The sequence below is a fragment of the Cystobacter fuscus DSM 2262 genome, from assembly GCF_000335475.2.
Taxonomy (GTDB): Bacteria; Myxococcota; Myxococcia; order Myxococcales; family Myxococcaceae; genus Cystobacter; species Cystobacter fuscus.
Window position 1 is genome coordinate 426774 of record NZ_ANAH02000011.1, and the last position, 15868, is coordinate 442641.

The following is a 15868-nucleotide window of genomic DNA, read 5'->3' on the forward strand; positions in this document are numbered from 1 at the left end:
CCACGCACCGAAGGAGCCGATGACTCATGGCAAAGCTTGAATCGCTGGGCATCAAGGGTTTGGAGAGCGTTCACTGGTATGTGTCCGACCTGGAGCGCAGCCGCCGCTTCTACGTGAACGGTCTGGACTTCACGGAGCGGGGTGTGTCCTCCCCCGAGCTGGAGGCCAAGGGCAAGCAGAAGTCCGCCGTCTTCCAGGCGGGGCAGATCGTGCTGGTGGTGAGCCAGCCGGTGGGCGAGGGCGGCCGGGCGTGGCGCTACCTGCGCAAGCACCCGGACGGGGTGGGCACGCTCAACTTCCAGGTGGAGGACATCGAGAAGGCCTTCCGCCTGCTGGAGGAGCGTGGCGCCACCTTCATCAACGACATCGAGCGCTACACGGACGAGAAGGGCGGCAAGCTCGCCCAGTTCTCCATCACCACGCCCTTTGGCGACACCACCTTCCGCTTCATCCAGCGCGACGGGTATCAGCCGCTCTATCCGGGCTTCGTGGCGCACCCCGAGCCGCGCGGGGGCACCAACCGCTACGGCTTCAGCCACGTGGACCACATCACCACCAACTTCCAGACGATGAAGCCCATGCTCCTGTGGATGGAGCACGTGATGGGCTTCGAGAAGTTCTGGGAGGTGCAGTTCCACACCGAGGACGTGAAGGCGCAGCAGAAGCGCTCGCACGGCTCGGGCCTGCGCTCCGAGGTGATGTGGGATCCGGCGAGCCGGGTGAAGTTCGCCAACAACGAGCCCTTGCGCCCGTTCTTCAAGGCCTCGCAGGTCAACCTCTTCAACGAGGACCACCGGGGTGATGGCGTGCAGCACCTGGCGCTCATCGTGAAGGACATCCTCACCACGGTGCGTGAGATGAGGGACTCGAAGGCCGTGAACTTCATGCCGACGCCGGGCGCCTACTACGACGGGCTGCCCGAGCACATCCAGAAGCTGGGCATCAAGAAGATCGACGAGGACGTCGAGGTGCTGCGCGACCTGCAGGTGCTCGTGGATGGTGGCGGCGAGCACAGCTACATGCTGCAGATCTTCATGCAGGATGGGGCAGGGCTCTACAAGGACCAGAAGGCGGGTCCGTTCTTCTACGAGCTCATCCAGCGCAAGGGCGACCAGGGCTTCGGTTTCGGCAACTTCCGCGCGCTCTTCGAGAGCATCGAGCGCGCGCAGCAGGCGCAAGGACGGGTCTGACCCGGGAAGTCCCCGGGGCTCGTGGTTCAGGGCCCCAGGGGCAGGGCGGGCGCGTGGGTGGACGGGTGCTCGGGTTGGCAGCGCGGGCACCAGTGGGTGTTGCGGCCGCCGAGCTTGCTCGCGTGCACCGGCGTGCCACAGCGGGGACAGGGCTCGCCCGTGCGGCCGAACACGTGGCGGTGGTGACGGGCCTGTCCCTGGACGCCGAAGAGATCCCGCTGGGTGCCCCGCAGGCGGATGCCCTCGTCGAGCACCTCGCGGATGGCCTCGTGGAGGCGGCCCACCTCGGGCGGCGTCAGCGAGGCGGCGGCGCGGCGGGGATGGAGGCCCGCGCTCCACAGGCTCTCGTCGGCGTCGCGGTTGCCGAGCCCCGCGAGGACGCGCTGGTTGAGGAGCACCGTCTTGAGCGGCCCCCGGCGCCGGCGCAGTTGCCGCGCGAGCAGCTCGGGGGTGAAGTCATCCGCGAGCGCCTCGGGCCCGAGCTCGGACAGCTTCAGGCGCTCGGCCAGCTCGTCCGCGGGGGCGAGCGCGGCCCGGGCATAGCCGAGGGTGTCGCTGAAGATCAGCTCCTCACCCCCGTCCAGGCCGAACACGACGAGGGTGGCCTCGGGCCGCGTGCCACTCACGGGCCGCAGCGCGAGGTTGCCCCAGAGCATCAGGTGGAGGGCCAGCACCTGGCCGTCGTCCAGTGACAGGAGCATGAGCTTGGCCCGCCGCCGCGCGGCGGTGACACGGCGTCCCTCCAGGCGCGAGGACAGCTCCCGGTGCGAGGGGAAGCGCACCGCCGCGGGCTCGAGCACCTCCGCGCCGGTGAAGCACCGTCCCACCACCGCTTGTTGCAGGTCGCGCACCAGCGTTTCCACCTCGGGCACTTCCGCCATGGCCTGGAGTCCTCCTCTCCCGTTCAACGTAAGCAGCCAGCGGGGGAGACTCAACCGGTCATCCCGGACGAAGGGACTTTTGGGGTGGGGTGGGTCGAGGGGCTCGCCCGCCTGCTCGGCCCGCGATAAGGATGCCGCCCATATGGGGACCGCATTCGTCACAGGGGCTGGAGTCCGCGTGGGCAGCGCGGTGGCTCGTGCGCTGGGCCGCGCCGGGTATGACCTCGCGCTCCACGTGAATCGTTCCATGGAACCGGCGCAAGCGCTGGCCGAGGAGCTGCGGGCGCTCGGCCGCCGTGTCTGGCTCTACGCGGCGGACCTGTCCCAGCCCGGCGCGGTGGATGAACTGGGAGCGCGCGTGCGCGCGGAGCACCCGGCCCTGGACGTGGTGGTGCACAACGCGGGGCTCTACGAGCGGGTGGCCTTCGGCGCCATCTCCCGCGAGCAGTACCGGACGATGCTCGGGGTGAACCTGGAGGCGCCCTTCTTCCTGACGCAGGCGCTGCTGCCATCCCTGCGCCAGGGCACGCAGCCGCTGGTGGTGCACATCACCGACATCGGCGGGGAGCGGGCGGAGAGCGGGTATGCGCACTACACGGTGAGCAAGGCCGCGCTCATCATGCTCACCCGGGCGCTGGCGGTGGAGCTGGCGCCGCACGTGCGCGTCAACGCCGTGTCTCCCGGCACGGTGGCCTTTCCGGAGGACTTCGGCGCCGCCGAGCGCGAGGCCATCCTCGCGCGCATCCCCTTCGGCCGCGAGGGCAGCGTGGAGGACGTGGCCCGCACCGTGCTCTTCCTCGCCCGAGAGGCGCCGTATGTCACCGGGCAGGTGATCGCCGTGGACGGTGGCCGGAGCGCGCAACTGTGAGCGCGGAAGCCTTTCATCCCCCCCAGGTGATGGACGACCGGGGCCGGCCGCTGGACATCATCGCGCTGCGGGGCCTCACGGTGGACTGCATCGTGGGCATCTACAACCGCGAGCGCGTGGCGGCCCAGCCGCTGCGGCTCGACGTGGCGCTCTTCCTGGACACGCGCTCGGCCGGGGCCAGCGGAAGGCTCGGGGACACGGTGCACTACGGGCGGCTCGCCGGAGAGCTGCGCTTCCTGCTGGAGGCCTGCCGCTTCGAGTTGCTGGAGTCCGCGGCGGAGGCGGTGTGCCACTACCTCCTCGTGCCTCCCCGCGAGGACTCGCCCCGCACGCGCCTGGAGGCCGCCTCCGTGCGCATCACCAAGCCCCAGGCGCTCGGTGGCCTGGTGGTGCCCTCGCTCCAGGTGCACCGCGCGGCGCGGGAGATGGTCTACGCGGAGCGGGAAGCGTCGTTCGGGCGCGTGGAGGTGCTGCACGAGGGCACCGGCTATGGCGTCTATCGTCTGCGCGTGAAGCCCGGCGGTGTCCTCTCCATGCCCGCGCATCCAGAGGGAGAGGAGAGCGAGCTGGTGCTGGGCTCCGGGCTGTTGGCGCAGGGCCAGCCGGTGGCGCGTGGCACGGCCTTCCATTGGCCGCGGGGCATGGCGCACCGCTATGACAACCCCACGGGCAGCGAGCAGACGGTGCTGTGCGTGGCCCGGCCCCGCCTGATGCTGCCGGCCGGGCCGGCGACGGAGTTGCCCGTGGAGGGCCTCCAGCCCGTGCCCGGGCACGCGTACTACCCGCGCGACGAGCAGGCGGCTTCCGGGCGGGATGCGCCGGGTCCCGGATGAGCCGGGCCGGGGGCGGGGGGACGCGGATGTCAGGCGAAGGGGAGCGCGGACACGGTGGCCTCGGCGGGCCCGTCGCCCAGCGTCAGCACCGTTCCCGGCTCCAGGTGGTCGCGGTGCACGTAGCCCAGCGCCAGGAACTGGCCGGAGCCCGGAGCGCGCACCACGGTGGTGAGCCAGCCGACCTTCTTGCCGTCCTTCTTCAGCTCGGTCCCGGGCGCCGTCTCGGCCGTGCCGAGGCGCAGGCCGGCCAGCTTCCGGTTCATGTGCCCCCGGAAGGTGGCGCGGGCGATGACCTCCTGCCCGATGTAGCACCCCTTGTTGTACGAGATGCCATGCGTGAGGTTGGCTTCCAGGGGGATGGTGGTGTCGACCATGTCCTGGCCATAGCGAGGCACCCCGGCCTCCACCCGCAGCACCTCCAGGGCGCGCCAGCCCAGGGGCCGCAGGCCGAGGCCCGAACCCGCCGCCACCAGCGCCTTCCAGACCGTTTCCAATCCGGGGCGCGGCACCCACATCTCCACGCCCTGGGCGGAGGGCCAGGTCGAGCCCTGGAGCAGGACGTCCTGGCCGGCCAGGGTGGCTCCCCGGGTGGCGTTCGGGGCGAGGGGGGCGAAGGGCTGGCCCAGGACGGCTCCGAGCAGCTCGGACGTCCGGGGGCCGAGCAGCCGCAGCACGCCCTGCTCCTCCGTGGCGTCGTGCAGCTCCGCGTCCTCGGAGATGAGGAATTTCTCCAGGAATTCCCGGACCTTGGCGCCCAGCCCCGGCTCCAGGTCGAGCACCAGGTCATTCTCACGGCGCAGGATTCGGGCGTCGGCCACCATGGCGCCCTTCACGGTGATGAGGGCGGTGTAGGCGGAGGCCCCGGCCACCAGCCCCTTCACGTCCTGGGTCACCATGCCGTGCAGGAAGCTTGTACGGTCCTCCCCGGTTATGCGCAGCGCCTCGCGGTAGGTGGCATCGTGCAGGGCCACGCTTTCCCGGGCCGCCCGGTATTCGGCCTCCGCGTCCCCATAATCCGCCACGACCTCGCGGCCGTTGGCTTCCAGGAAGCGGGCGCCTGCCTGCTCGTGAAGAAAATGCAGAGACAGCGGTTGCATGACCGTCGCTATATAGAGGCCCGGGAGTGAATGCCACGATGGATGTGAAACACCTGTCCGACTTCATGGGCTTCTCCGCCGAGAAGCTCCAGAAGCACAACCTCTTCAAGTCGGAGCGCTTCTTCCTGGACGTGTACTGCCTCGCGCCCGGCCAGACCCAGAAGCCCCACCAGCACGCCCACTCGGACAAGGTGTACCTCGTCCTGGAAGGGCAGTGCCGCTTCCGCATCGGCGCGGACGAGGCCCCCCATGGCCCCGGCGCCGCTCTCTTCGCACCCGCGGGCGTCGAGCACGGCGTCACCAATGATGGTCCCGGCAACGCCCGCCTCCTCGTCCTGATGACCCCCCCTCCGGAGCACGCATGAGCAAGAAGGCCAATCCGCCCCCTCCCCCTCCCGTTCGCGGAGCCCAGGTGCTGCTCGCCCTGGGAATCGCCGAGAGCGCCCTCTCCCTCTTCCAGTGGAGCCAGCTGCTCACCCTGCGCCAGGGCGGCGCCACCGTGTGTGGCGTCTCCGAGCGCGTCAACTGCGAGGCGGTGTGGAACACGCCCTTCGCCGGCGCGGTGCACGAGTTGCTGCGCATGCCCGTGGCGGCACTCGGGCTCGTGTGGGGCCTCGTCGCCGTGGCGCTCTCCGCGCTCTACCTCGTCTGGCAGCGGGGGGCTCGTCCCGTGCGGCCCGCCGTCAACGGGCTGCGCCTGACGGCCGCCGCGGGCGTGGCCGCCTGCGCCGTGTTCGCCGCCGTGAGCGCGAGCACCGGCGTGCTGTGCCCCACGTGTCTGGGCACCTACGTCCTCACGCTCGCCTTCGCCGCCGTGGCCTGGAAGGGTCTGCCCGGCGCGCTCCTGCCCCAGGCGGGGGAGTGGGCCACCAGCCTGAAGTGGACGGTGGGCTTCACCGCGGCCGCCTATGTCGCGCTGCTCGTGCCCGGCACGCAGACGCCCCGCTCCTCCTCGTCCTCGGAGTCCGTCGCCCAGGTGGCTCCGCTTCCGGGCTCCCTGGAGGCCTACCTCAAGAGCCTGTCCGCGCAGGAGCAGCAGGCCGTCTCCGACGCGCTCGCCCTCTACCGCCAGGCCACCCCCCTGCCGGCTCCCTCTCCCGCGCGCCGCCTGTATGGCACGACGAGCGCGCCGGTGAAGATGGTGGAGTGGACCGACAGCCGCTGCCCCCACTGCAAGGCCCTGGTGGAGACGCTCACCGTCATGAAGAAGCGCCTGCCCGAGGGCAAGTTGTCCCTCGAGGCCCGCCAGTACCCGCTCGACAGCGAGTGCAACTTCACCATGCCGCCCCAGGCCACCGATGGCTCCGGCATCCGCTGTGTCGCCGCCAAGGGGCAGATCTGCATCGAGGACGCTCCGGACTACTGGGAGCTGCGCGAGAAGCTCTTCGCCGCTCAGCGCTCGCTCACCAGCCGCGACGCGGTGCTGCAGGTGCTCTCCTCGGGCTCCATGTCCCGCATGCAACTGGATGCGTGCGTCGCCCGGCAGGACACCGAGCGCAAGCTGCGCGACGACATCGCCTACGCCAGGCAGCATGACATTCACGGCACGCCCCTGGTGGTCATCAATGGCCGCGAGGCGCGCGCGTTCCCGGCGTTCCTCTACGCCCTCATCCTGGCGGACGGCAACCCGGACGCGAGCGCCTTCGGCGCGCTGCCCACGCCCCGCGCCTTCCAGGCCCACCAGGCGCACTGAGCGGACGTCATGGGCAAGCGCGACAAGAAGCCCGAGGCGCCTGCCCCCGCGGCGCCCTTCCACAACCCCTTCGCCTCGCTCGCGCTCAACCGCGAGGCGCTGCCCGCCGGGCCCTCGCCCTCGCCCGTGAAGGACGAGCCGGCGCGGGGGCCCGCGCGCGCCGTGGTGCGCATGGAGCGCAAGGGCCGCGGCGGCAAGGAAGTGACGGTGGTGGAGCAGTTGGGGCTGCCCGAGGCCGAGCGCGAGAAGTGGCTCAAGGCGCTCAAGGGCGCGCTGGGCTGTGGCGGGGCGGTGGAGGAAGACACCCTGGTGCTCCAGGGGGATCAGCGCGAGCGGCTGCCCGCGCTGCTGGAAGCCCGCGGCGTGCGCCGCGTCACCGTCGGCTGAGCGCTACAGCGCGGCGATGACGGCGTCGGTGAAGTCGCGCGTGCTGGAGGTGCCGCCCAGGTCTCCGGTGCGCGCCTTGCCCTCGGAGTGCACGCGGGTGAGCGCGTTCTCGAAGCGGCGCGCGGCGTCCTTCATGTCCAACCAGTCGAGCATCATCACCGCCGACATCATCAGCGCGGTGGGGTTGGCCAGGCCCTTGCCCGCGATGTCCGGCGCCGTGCCGTGCACCGCCTCGAACATCGCCGTGCGCTCGCCGATGTTGGCCCCCGGCACCAGTCCCAGGCCTCCCACCAGCCCCGCGCACAAGTCACTGAGGATGTCCCCGTAGAGGTTCTCCATCACCAGCACGTCATAGCGGCTCGGATCCTTCACGAGCTGCATGCACATGTTGTCGACGATGACCTCCTCGTACTGGATCTCCGGGAACTCGCGGCCCACCTTGCGCGCGCAGTCGAGGAAGAGGCCATCCGACAGCTTCATGATGTTGGCCTTGTGCACCGCGGTGACCTTCTTGCGCCCGTTCTTGCGCGCGTGCTCGAAGGCGAAGCGCGCGATGCGGGTGGAGGCCTTCTCGGTGATGATCTTCAAGGACTCCACCACGCCCGGCACGATGATGTGCTCGAGGCCCGCGTAGAGGCTCTCCGTGTTCTCGCGCACCACCACCAGGTCCACGCCCTCGTAGCGCGTCTTCACGCCAGGCACGCTCTTGACGGGGCGCAGCGCGGAGTACAGGTCCAGGCGCTTGCGCAGCCCCACGTTGGCCGACGCCATGCCGCCGCCCACCACCGTGCCCGTGGGGCCCTTGAGCGCCACGCCGTTGCGCAGCACCGACTCCACCGTCGCGTCGGGCAGGTTGGTGCCGAACTTGGCGATGCACTCGGCCCCCGCGTCCCGGTGCTCGAACTCCAGGGGGACCTCGAGCGCCTGGAGGACCCGGAGGGTGGCCGCCATGACCTCGGGGCCGATACCGTCGCCATTGATGACCGTGACCGTACGCGGAGTCGCCATGGCGTTCGCTTCAACCACGCGAGCCGCGCTAATTCAAGGACGGAGGCGGAGGCGGAGGCGGGGGCGCAGCGGAGCGGCGGCCGCGGCGGCGGGGGGCGAGCGTGGCGTAGGGCCGGTAGAACGACTCCCACAGCGCGGCGCGTCGGCCCCGGGGCAGCGGGCGCAGCTCACCCATGGGCGCCCGGGTGAAGAAGGAGGATGCGAAGATATAGGTGAAGACGAGCACCACCAGCCCCACCACCACCGTCACCACCCCGCCCGGTACCGGGCCCACGCTCGCCCGCTGCATGAACTCGCCCACGTCCTTGGGGGCGTAGGGGTGGGTGTACACCTTGACGAACCAGGTGAGCGTCAACACGAGCAGGATGGGGCCGTAGGCGCGGTTGAGCCGCGTGGAGATGGCCGAGAAGAGCGAGAGCTGGATTTGTGGCCGCTCCACCAGGCTCACCAGCTCGCGGATGGCGTCCGGGTCCACCGGCTCGCGGCGCAAGAGCGGCACCCAGTAGCCGTTTTCCAACAGTCGCACCCGGCGGATCCACAAGTCGTAGTAGCGGTAGCGCCGCGCCTCGATGAGCAGGAACGTCAGCACCATCCACAGGCCCACCAGGAACACCACCGGCGAGGCCGAGGTGGTGAAGCCGAAGGAGATGACGGCCGCGGTGGTGGTGAGCGACCAGTTGGTGGTGTTGTCCAGTCGTGAGCGCCAGGTATCCGAGCGGCTGAGCTCGCCCCGGAAGAGCTGCGCCATGGCCGAGTCCGAGACGGGTGGGACCTCGAATTCGTTCTTGTCGCGATCATTACCGTCGTTCGCCATCCGCACCCTCCCAAGGGGGACCGTCGCATTTGCGGCTGGCCGGTCCCAGCTCCCATGCCCACCCTGTACGGGAGGAACCATGGTCATTCCCTTCCTCCAAGACACCCCACGGCCCGTGGACCCGGTGACGGCCCTGCTCGCCCTGCTGGAAGAGGAGGGTGAGCGCGTGGTGCGTCTGTGGGCCAAGCGCATCCGGGCCGAGACCCATGAGTTGGATGTGCCCGGCCGGGATTTGCGAGCCCCCTTGCGCCCGCTGGTGGACGAGCTCGTCCGCCTGCTCAGGGACCGGGGGAGGGACGCCCTCATCCTCTGGCCGGAGGTGGTGCGTTCGCACGGGGCACGGCGCTACGACCAGCGCTTCGACGCGGAGGACCTGGCGCGCGAGTTCAAGGCGCTGGGGGAAGTGCTGCTCTACGTGTACGCGCGGCGCAACCGCCAGCGGCTGGAGCCGGAGGTGGCCACCTTCATGGTGGAGCTGGTGGGCGAGGCGCACGCCTCGGCGCAGGCCTCCTTCACGCGGGTGCTCAAGACGGAGGAGGTGCGCTTTCGCGAGGCGGCGGTGATGGAGTCGGTGCTCAACCACGTGGAGGTGGGCATCCTGCTGGCCGAGCTGGATGGGACGGTGTCCTTCGCCACGCCGCCGGTCAGCCGCCTCATCGGCATGCCCATGCGCGCCGTGGTGGGCGCGCGCTCGCACACGTCGCTGGCGACGGTGCTCTCGCAGGTGAACGCGCGCCACCCGGACGGCACGCCCTTCAAGGTGGCCGACATGCCCTTCATGCGCGCGCTGCGCGAGCACGGGCCGGTGCGCGGCGTGCTCATGGTGGTGGAGCGGCCCGGTGGGGACGAGGCCACCCTGGAGCTGAGCGCCACGCCCCTGCGGCAGGAGGGCGACGAGCTCGCCGGCGTCATCCAGACCTTCACCGACCGCACCGAGGCGGCCAACCAGAACAAGGCGCTCTTGAGCGCCCATGACGAGCTGCGGCGGTTGCAGGACCGGCTGTTGCAGAGAACGCGCACGCAGGCCCTGGGGCAGCTGGCCAGTGGCGCGGCGCACGCGCTCAACAACCTGCTCAACGTGCTGCGCCTGCGCATCACCCTCTTGCGGCGCGAGTACAACCCCGAGCACCTGGACTCGCTGGACAGGACGGTGGGGCAGGTGGGGGAGCTGGTGGCGCGGCTGCAGGAGTTCAACGTGGAGCGCAGCGAGGAGCACCTGCACGACGTGCAGGTGGATGCCATGGTGCGCGAGGCGCTGGAGCTGGCGCGCGGGGAGCTGGAGCAGCGCGAGCACCCGGTGACGGTGGAGCTGCGCCTGGGCAGTCCCGGCGCGGTGCGGGCCGATCCAGGCTTCTTCCGCGAGCTGGTGGTGAACCTGCTCCTGGCCGAGCGCGAGCGGCTGGGGGATGGGGGCGGGCGCGTGGTCATCCAGACGCGCGCGGAGCCGGGGGGCCAGGGCATGCTGCGCGTGGAGGACGCGGGCACGCCCTACTCCGCCGGGGAGCTGACGCGCATGTTCGATCCGCTCAACCGCGACGTGGGCGCTCCCCAGTTGTCGTTGTTGCTCGCGGTGGCGCGCGAGCAGGTGCGGCGCTGGGGCGGGGAGCTGACGGTGGAGAACCTCGCCGGCCGTCCGGGCGCGGCCTTCGTCGTGCGCATGCCGCTGGTGCGCTCGGCCCAGGAGCGCGAGGAGGACGAGCGGCTCGCGGGGGACGGCTTTGGCATGGCGGGACCCCGGCGCTTCCAGCGCACGCGCCGGGTGCTGGTGGTGGACGACGATCCGGACAACGCGCGGATGATGGCGGAGCTGCTCAGCGAGGAGGGCTACGACGTGAAGGTGGCCCCGGGCGGCGAGGTGGCGCTCAAGATGTGGGACGAGCGGCTCTATGACGCGGCGCTCCTGGACGCGGTGATGCCGGACCTGTCCGGATGGGAGGTGGCGCGCGAGCTGCGCCAGCGCTCTCCCCATGCGCTGCTCGCCATCGTCACCGGCATGGACGTGCGCGGGCAGAATCGCGCCAACCTCGCCCTCGTGGACGCCGTGTTCCGCAAACCCATCGACGTGGGCGCCCTGGACGACTTCCTCGGGCAGTCCGACCTCTCCTCCTCCGGCTCCGCCTCGCCCTCTTTTCCGGGTTAATCCCTCTCTTCAGTTCTGGTTTGCAGGTGGGATGGATTTATGCAGCCAGATTGAGCTGGTCAATGATCAGACATGTTGGCGCCCATGGAGGGAAAGATGCGCGGGGGCTGTGGACGCCGAGGGGGGGAGCGGTGTGAAGTTGGGGCTCATGCACAGACACGATGAACAGGACCCATGGGTCGTGGCCCCGCCTGGCTCGGATGAGGATCTGGCGCGACGTCTGGCCATGGCGTCGCCCACGGATACCGCGCGGGGCATGTTCTTGCGCACCACGCTGGACGCGGTCCGCTGTCTGGGTGACGAGGAGGCGGTGCGCGACTGCCAGCGGGCCAGTGGCGAGGACAAGCTCGTCGACTTCTTCGCCTATCCGGTCAGCGCCAGCCTGCGCATGGTGTTCATCGCGGCGCGCATGCTGGAGGACCGCTGTGGAGGCATCGACGAGGCGCTGCGGGCCCTGGGCTACCGCGCCGCGGATGGCTTCCTGTGCTCGGCGGCGGGCATGGCGCTGCAACTGCTGGCCAATGGGGACGTGAAGAAGCTGGTGGACAACCTGCCGGCGACGTACCGGGCCTCGGTGAGCTTTGGCAGCCGCTCCATCGTGTGGACGGGCCCCACGCGCGGCCGGCTCATCATGCGCCGGGAGTTCATGCCCTACCCGTTCCTCGAGGGCGTGTTGATGGGGGTGCTGGACAAGGCGTGCGCGCGTGACGCCCAGGTGCGCGGCCACCAGCTCTCCACGCTGGAGAGCGAGTACGAGGTCTCCTGGCAGACGTGATAGGGCGTGGGGCATGTCCATGTCCCCCCTGCCTGCCCCCACCGCCGTCCTCTTCGACATGGACGGCACGCTCGTCGACAACATGCGCTTCCACGTCCAGGCCTGGGTCGCCCTGGCGCGCTCGCTCGGCCTCGATGAGGCCGGGGCGCCCGAGGAGCGCTTCGAGCGGGAGTTCGCTGGCAAGCGCAACGAGGAGATCCTCCCCGCGCTCCTGGGCCGCCCCATGGCCCCCGAGGAGGTGACGCGCCTGGCCGAACGGAAGGAAGCGCACTACCGCGAGCTGTACGGGCCGCACCTCACGCCCCTGCGCGGGGCCCTGGAACTGCTCGCCCGCTTGCGGCAGGCGGGGCGGGGGCTCGCGGTGGCCACGGCCGCGCCCGCGGCCAACCGGGACTTCGTGCTCGATGGGCTCGCGCTGCGCCCCTTCTTCTCGCGCGTCGTCGGCGCCGAGGACGTGAAGCGGGGCAAGCCCTCGCCGGACATCTTCCTCGCCACCGCCCGGGCGCTCGGCGTGGAGCCCTCCGGGTGCGTCGTCTTCGAGGACGCCTTCAACGGCATCCTCGCGGCGCGCGCGGCCGGCATGTTCGCCGTGGGTGTCACCACCCTCCTGCCGGAACAGACGCTGCGTGAGGCGGGCGCCCATTGGGTCATTCCTGACTTCGCCTCGCTGCCCGAGGAACTCGAGCGCTGGCTGCTGCACGCGCGCTGAGCCTCGACACCGCGCGCGCCCCCTCGCTGTGGCCGGATTGAAAGCTTTCAACGTTCCGGTAGGGGCCGGGTGATGACAGCGCAATCCCACAAGGGGAATGGAAAGACAGACAATGCCTATCCTTTTCCCTGGAAAAGGGAATAAGATGGCGCTGGCTGTTACCGACATCCCGGCGGGGATGCCCTACGCTAGGAATTGGTCGTTCGAACGGGTTGCCGCTCAGGGGGCACTCATGGCCGTGAATGACAGCGTGGGCCTTGGTGGGGCAAAGGCAGACATCTGGGAGCGAGAGCTGGCGCGGCGCGGCGGTCTGGTCGCGGAGCAGCACACGGTGCGTGGGATGTACTTCAATGGCACACTCGATGCGCTCCGCTCCCTGGGGCACGAGCCGCTGGTGAGACGTTGTGTGGAGGAGAGTGGCGAATCCCACTTCCTGGACTTCTTCAGCTACCCCGCGAGGTTGCACTACCGGATGGTCTCCACGGCGCTGCCGGCACTGGCACGGGAGTACGGGGGAGCGGAGGAGGGGCTGCGGCAACTGGGGCAGCAGGTGGCGCAACGGGTGTGGGGGCTCGGGGTGGGCAAGGTGATGCTGTCGTTGTCACCGCTCAGTCCCCGGCAGCTCCAGTCCGCGCTGCCCATGGCCTATCGCACGTCGGTGAGCTTCGGCGAGTACCAGGTGCGCTGGATGGGGCCGTGCAGCGGACGGCTGACGCTCAAGCAGGGCTTCATGCCCTATCCGTTCCACGAGGGCGTGGTGAAGACATCGTTGGGTTTGTGGGGGGGGCGCGCGGTACGTGTCAGTGGCAGGCAGACAGGTGGGCTCGACAGTGAATGCGACTTCTGGTGGCAGTGAGCGGCTCCTTCATGGGCGAGGGAGCACGGTGAGCCCCCCCCTCGAGTTTCCGGGACGCGAGGCCACGCTGTGGGCGCCACGGCTGGCCCAGGCGACCTCGGAGGACATGGCGCGTGGCTTGTTCTTCCAGGGGGCCCTGCGGGCCATCCGGGTCCTCGGCGACGAGGAGCTGGCGGCGCGGTGTGCCGCCGCGTGCGGACAGGCCTGGTTCTTCGACTTCTTCAACTACTCCATCCGGCTCTTCCTGGAGATGGTGTCCACGGCGCTGCCCCCGCTCATGGAGCGCCATGGCGAGGCGGAGTGCACCCTGTGGTTGATGGGGCATTGCGTGGCGACGGACTTCCTGGAGTCGGAGGCCGGCCGGGCCATGCAGGTGCTGGTGCGCGGCGAGGCGCGGCGGCTCGTCAATCACCTGCCGTCCACCTATCTGGTGTCGGTCAATGGCACGCGCTCGGTGGAGTGGTTGGGCCCCCAGCACTGCCGCTTCACCATGAAGCGCGACTTCGCGCCCGCGGCGTTCCACGAGGGCATGCTGGTGGCCATGTTGGAGCGGATGGATGCCCGCCGTGTCCACGTGGTGGGTGTGCAGACAGGCGTGCTGGACAGCGAGTACGACATCTCCTGGCGGTGAGTGTGGGGATGAGGTACCCCAGCGGTTGGATCCGGGCTTCGCGCCCCCCTTCGAATCCGAGGTCCGATTGATTGCTTCTCCTTTAGTCGAAGCCGGGTGGGTTCCCGATCTCTCGCGGCGGCTGGAACTCGTGCCGTCCTCGCACACCACGCGGGGGCTGTTCGTGCGCAGCTTCCAGGCGGCGGTCCTCGCGCTCGGCGAGGGGGACGCGGACGTGCTGGAGCGCTGCCGCCAGGTGTGGGCGCAGCACGACACGTACGTGGACTCCTTCCAGTACCCCTCCCGGCTGCAGCTCGAGGTACTGAGCGTGGCCCTCGAGCCCCTGGCCGCCCGGCATGGAGGCCCCGCCCAGGTCCTGCGGATGCTGGGGCGGCGGTGTGTGCGCGACTTCCTGGCGTCCCACGTCGGCCGGGCGCTGCTCGTGGCGGCGGGCAGTGACGCGAGGCGGCTGATGAACCATGCCCCCGAGGCCTATCGGATCGCCGTGAACGCCGGCGTGCACTCCCTGCGGTGGCTGGGGACCAATCGCTGTGTGTGGAGCATGCACCGCGACTTCATGCCCATGCCGTTCCAGGAAGGCGTCATCCTGGGCCTGTTCGAGGAGGCACGCATCCTGGGCGTGACGGTGTACGGCCGGCAACTGGATACGCTCGAGGGCGAGTACGACATCTCCTGGCGCTGAGCCGGGACGGCGCCGGAGGGCTAGACTCCTTTCGTGCTGACTGCCCTGGAGCGGATCCGTCGCAAGGTGGAGGCTGGCGAGCCCCTGGAGGAGCGGGAGTGGGAGGTGCTGCGCTCGGCGGCCCGGGACACCCCGGGGCCCACGCTGCGGCTCACCCTGGCGCATGCGTGGGTGAACGCGGGCGCCGAGCGCGAGGCCCTGCCTCTGCTCGAGTCCCTGCGGCGTGACTTCCCCCAGGACATTCAGGTGCGCCTGGGGTTGGCGCGGGCGCTGCTCGGGCTGGAGCGGATGGGCGAGGCGGAGACCGTGCTGCGCGACGTGCTCGCCCTCAACCCGGGAGATCCCGAGGCGCTCAAGGTGCTCGCGGTGCTCGCCCTGCGGCGGGGTGAGCACGGCCGCGCGCGGGCCTTCGTGGCGGAGGCGCTGGCGCGGGATCCCTTCGACGCGGAGGCGCGCCTGCTCAAGGAGGAGCTGGAGTCCGGTGAGCTTCCTCCACCCCCCGTGCCTCCGGCTCCGGCGTCGCGCGCGGAGTTCCTCGCCGCGCTGCTCGCCGCGCTGCACCGCGCGGGCGTGGCGTGCCGGCGGCAGGGCACGCACCTGCTGGTGAAGTTCGCCTCGGGAGGGGTGGGCCGGATGGACGTGGACTCGCTCCATGCCGCCTACCGCGAGAGCGCGCAGCCGCTGACGGAGCACGTGGCGGAGCTGGTGGCGCGGCTGCGGGGGTTGTCGGGGCCCGCGGGGGCGGAGGACGGGTGGGAGCGGCGGGTGCGCCCGGTGCTGCGGCCCGCGCGGTTCTCGGAGCGGGCGGTGGGCGCGCTGCACCGGCCCGCGGGCGCGGGGCTCGAGGTCTTCTATGTCCTGGAGGACGAGGCCTTCGTGCGCTACCTGCCCGAGACGTCGCTGGGGCCCGCCGGGCTCTCCGCGCCCGAGGTGGACGCGCTCGCCTGGAGCCACCTGGAGGCGAACCCCGCGCCGGTGCGCGCCGTGGTGCTGGAGGAGGGACGGGTGGTGCTCGTGGAGCGGGGCACCGGTGTCTGGGCGGTGGCGGGGGGCGATGGGTTGGATGGGGCCCGGCTGCTCACCGAGGCCCAGCGGCGGCGGCTCGTCGCGCACGTGGGCGAGGGGCCCTGGTGCGTGCACCTGGGCTGGCGCGAGTTCGCGCTGGTGTGCCGGGAGTCGGACGAGGCCTCGCGCGGCGCGCTCTCCCGGCTGGGCGCGGCCCCGGATGGAATCGAGGGCCTCTTCCGGCTCGCGGACGGGGGACTCGAGGTGCTCTGAGTCCCGCGGCGCGTGTCACCCCGCGC

Annotated in this window: 17 protein-coding genes; 13 read left to right on the plus strand and 4 right to left on the minus strand. The window is 70.7% G+C overall.

The features are described 5' to 3' along the window. Positions 1-26: 26 nt before the first annotated feature. Entirely contained in the window at positions 27-1190 is a 1164-nt protein-coding gene (locus D187_RS22030) for a 4-hydroxyphenylpyruvate dioxygenase family protein (protein WP_002622804.1), read from the plus strand. A 26-nt stretch (positions 1191-1216) separates the two neighbouring features. On the opposite strand, the gene mutM is transcribed toward D187_RS22030, so the two are convergent. Beyond that, positions 1217-2071 carry a bifunctional DNA-formamidopyrimidine glycosylase/DNA-(apurinic or apyrimidinic site) lyase gene (mutM, locus tag D187_RS22035; RefSeq protein ID WP_002622805.1) on the minus strand — a complete coding sequence of 285 codons (855 nt, stop codon included), beginning with the start codon at positions 2069-2071 and terminating at the stop codon, positions 1217-1219. 142 nt (positions 2072-2213) lie between these two features. On the opposite strand from mutM, the gene D187_RS22040 reads away from it, so the two are divergent. Both D187_RS22040 and D187_RS22045 read left to right on the plus strand, forming a co-directional pair. Beyond that, positions 2214-2939, plus strand: coding sequence for an SDR family oxidoreductase (locus D187_RS22040; protein WP_043430960.1), 726 nt, complete (start codon positions 2214-2216; stop codon positions 2937-2939). Then, complete coding sequence (locus D187_RS22045) at positions 2936-3772, plus strand: dihydroneopterin aldolase (protein WP_002622807.1); 837 nt, start codon at positions 2936-2938, stop codon at positions 3770-3772. Before D187_RS22040 ends, D187_RS22045 begins: the two co-directional genes overlap by 4 nt. A gap of 29 nt (positions 3773-3801) precedes the next feature. Here D187_RS22045 and ygfZ read toward each other — a convergent pair whose 3' ends face one another. After that, entirely contained in the window at positions 3802-4869 is a 1068-nt protein-coding gene (gene ygfZ / locus D187_RS22050; RefSeq protein WP_002622808.1) for a CAF17-like 4Fe-4S cluster assembly/insertion protein YgfZ, read from the minus strand. A 38-nt stretch (positions 4870-4907) separates the two neighbouring features. Here ygfZ and D187_RS22055 point away from each other — a divergent pair, with 38 nt between their 5' ends. From D187_RS22055 to D187_RS22065, 3 genes are read left to right on the plus strand one after another with little or no spacing between them, the layout of a single operon-like run. Then, positions 4908-5234: a cupin domain-containing protein gene (locus tag D187_RS22055; protein ID WP_002622809.1), complete on the plus strand. Its 327-nt coding sequence runs from the start codon at positions 4908-4910 to the stop codon at positions 5232-5234. Continuing rightward, positions 5231-6562 carry a vitamin K epoxide reductase/DsbA family protein gene (locus tag D187_RS22060; protein ID WP_002622810.1) on the plus strand — a complete coding sequence of 444 codons (1332 nt, stop codon included), beginning with the start codon at positions 5231-5233 and terminating at the stop codon, positions 6560-6562. Before D187_RS22055 ends, D187_RS22060 begins: the two co-directional genes overlap by 4 nt. A gap of 9 nt (positions 6563-6571) precedes the next feature. Next, positions 6572-6949 (plus strand): translation initiation factor, encoded by a 378-nt coding sequence (locus tag D187_RS22065; RefSeq protein ID WP_002622811.1) that lies wholly within the window; start codon positions 6572-6574, stop codon positions 6947-6949. Positions 6950-6952: 3 nt separating this feature from the next. On the opposite strand, the gene D187_RS22070 is transcribed toward D187_RS22065, so the two are convergent. Further along, positions 6953-7957, minus strand: coding sequence for an isocitrate dehydrogenase (NAD(+)) (locus D187_RS22070; protein WP_002622812.1), 1005 nt, complete (start codon positions 7955-7957; stop codon positions 6953-6955). Between the two features lie 28 nt (positions 7958-7985). Beyond that, positions 7986-8771 carry a DUF2270 domain-containing protein gene (locus tag D187_RS22075; protein WP_002622813.1) on the minus strand — a complete coding sequence of 262 codons (786 nt, stop codon included), beginning with the start codon at positions 8769-8771 and terminating at the stop codon, positions 7986-7988. 79 nt (positions 8772-8850) lie between these two features. Between D187_RS22075 and D187_RS22080 the strand changes: the two genes are divergently transcribed. The 7 genes from D187_RS22080 to D187_RS22110 all read left to right on the plus strand — a co-directional run bounded on the left by D187_RS22080 (position 8851) and on the right by D187_RS22110 (position 15842). Further along, on the plus strand, positions 8851-10911 hold the full coding sequence (locus D187_RS22080) for a hybrid sensor histidine kinase/response regulator (RefSeq protein ID WP_002622814.1): 2061 nt from the start codon (positions 8851-8853) through the stop codon (positions 10909-10911). Positions 10912-11059: 148 nt separating this feature from the next. Then, a complete protein-coding gene (locus tag D187_RS22085; RefSeq protein WP_063725007.1) occupies positions 11060-11686 on the plus strand; it encodes a TIGR02265 family protein in 627 nt (208 codons plus the stop codon). A 13-nt stretch (positions 11687-11699) separates the two neighbouring features. Next, positions 11700-12395, plus strand: coding sequence for an HAD family hydrolase (locus D187_RS22090; RefSeq protein WP_002622816.1), 696 nt, complete (start codon positions 11700-11702; stop codon positions 12393-12395). A gap of 232 nt (positions 12396-12627) precedes the next feature. Continuing rightward, positions 12628-13251, plus strand: a complete 624-nt coding sequence (locus D187_RS22095; protein ID WP_020918197.1) for a TIGR02265 family protein — start codon at positions 12628-12630, stop codon at positions 13249-13251. A gap of 28 nt (positions 13252-13279) precedes the next feature. After that, positions 13280-13882 (plus strand): TIGR02265 family protein, encoded by a 603-nt coding sequence (locus D187_RS22100; protein WP_051256468.1) that lies wholly within the window; start codon positions 13280-13282, stop codon positions 13880-13882. Positions 13883-13907: 25 nt separating this feature from the next. After that, positions 13908-14564 carry a DUF2378 family protein gene (locus D187_RS50220; protein WP_002622819.1) on the plus strand — a complete coding sequence of 219 codons (657 nt, stop codon included), beginning with the start codon at positions 13908-13910 and terminating at the stop codon, positions 14562-14564. 33 nt (positions 14565-14597) lie between these two features. After that, positions 14598-15842 carry a tetratricopeptide repeat protein gene (locus tag D187_RS22110; protein WP_002622820.1) on the plus strand — a complete coding sequence of 415 codons (1245 nt, stop codon included), beginning with the start codon at positions 14598-14600 and terminating at the stop codon, positions 15840-15842. Positions 15843-15868: the final 26 nt, after the last annotated feature.

Coding starts and splice junctions, on each gene's coding strand:
- D187_RS22085 (WP_063725007.1), top strand. CDS start 11,060: ATGCACAGACACGATGAACAGGACCCATGGGTCGTGGCCCCGCCTGGC.
- D187_RS22075 (WP_002622813.1), bottom strand. CDS start 8,771: ATGGCGAACGACGGTAATGATCGCGACAAGAACGAATTCGAGGTCCCA.
- D187_RS22095 (WP_020918197.1), top strand. CDS start 12,628: ATGGCCGTGAATGACAGCGTGGGCCTTGGTGGGGCAAAGGCAGACATC.
- D187_RS22070 (WP_002622812.1), bottom strand. CDS start 7,957: ATGGCGACTCCGCGTACGGTCACGGTCATCAATGGCGACGGTATCGGC.
- D187_RS22065 (WP_002622811.1), top strand. CDS start 6,572: ATGGGCAAGCGCGACAAGAAGCCCGAGGCGCCTGCCCCCGCGGCGCCC.
- D187_RS22060 (WP_002622810.1), top strand. CDS start 5,231: ATGAGCAAGAAGGCCAATCCGCCCCCTCCCCCTCCCGTTCGCGGAGCC.
- D187_RS22080 (WP_002622814.1), top strand. CDS start 8,851: ATGGTCATTCCCTTCCTCCAAGACACCCCACGGCCCGTGGACCCGGTG.
- mutM (WP_002622805.1), bottom strand. CDS start 2,071: ATGGCGGAAGTGCCCGAGGTGGAAACGCTGGTGCGCGACCTGCAACAA.
- D187_RS22030 (WP_002622804.1), top strand. CDS start 27: ATGGCAAAGCTTGAATCGCTGGGCATCAAGGGTTTGGAGAGCGTTCAC.
- D187_RS22040 (WP_043430960.1), top strand. CDS start 2,214: ATGGGGACCGCATTCGTCACAGGGGCTGGAGTCCGCGTGGGCAGCGCG.
- D187_RS22055 (WP_002622809.1), top strand. CDS start 4,908: ATGGATGTGAAACACCTGTCCGACTTCATGGGCTTCTCCGCCGAGAAG.
- D187_RS22090 (WP_002622816.1), top strand. CDS start 11,700: ATGTCCATGTCCCCCCTGCCTGCCCCCACCGCCGTCCTCTTCGACATG.
- ygfZ (WP_002622808.1), bottom strand. CDS start 4,869: ATGCAACCGCTGTCTCTGCATTTTCTTCACGAGCAGGCAGGCGCCCGC.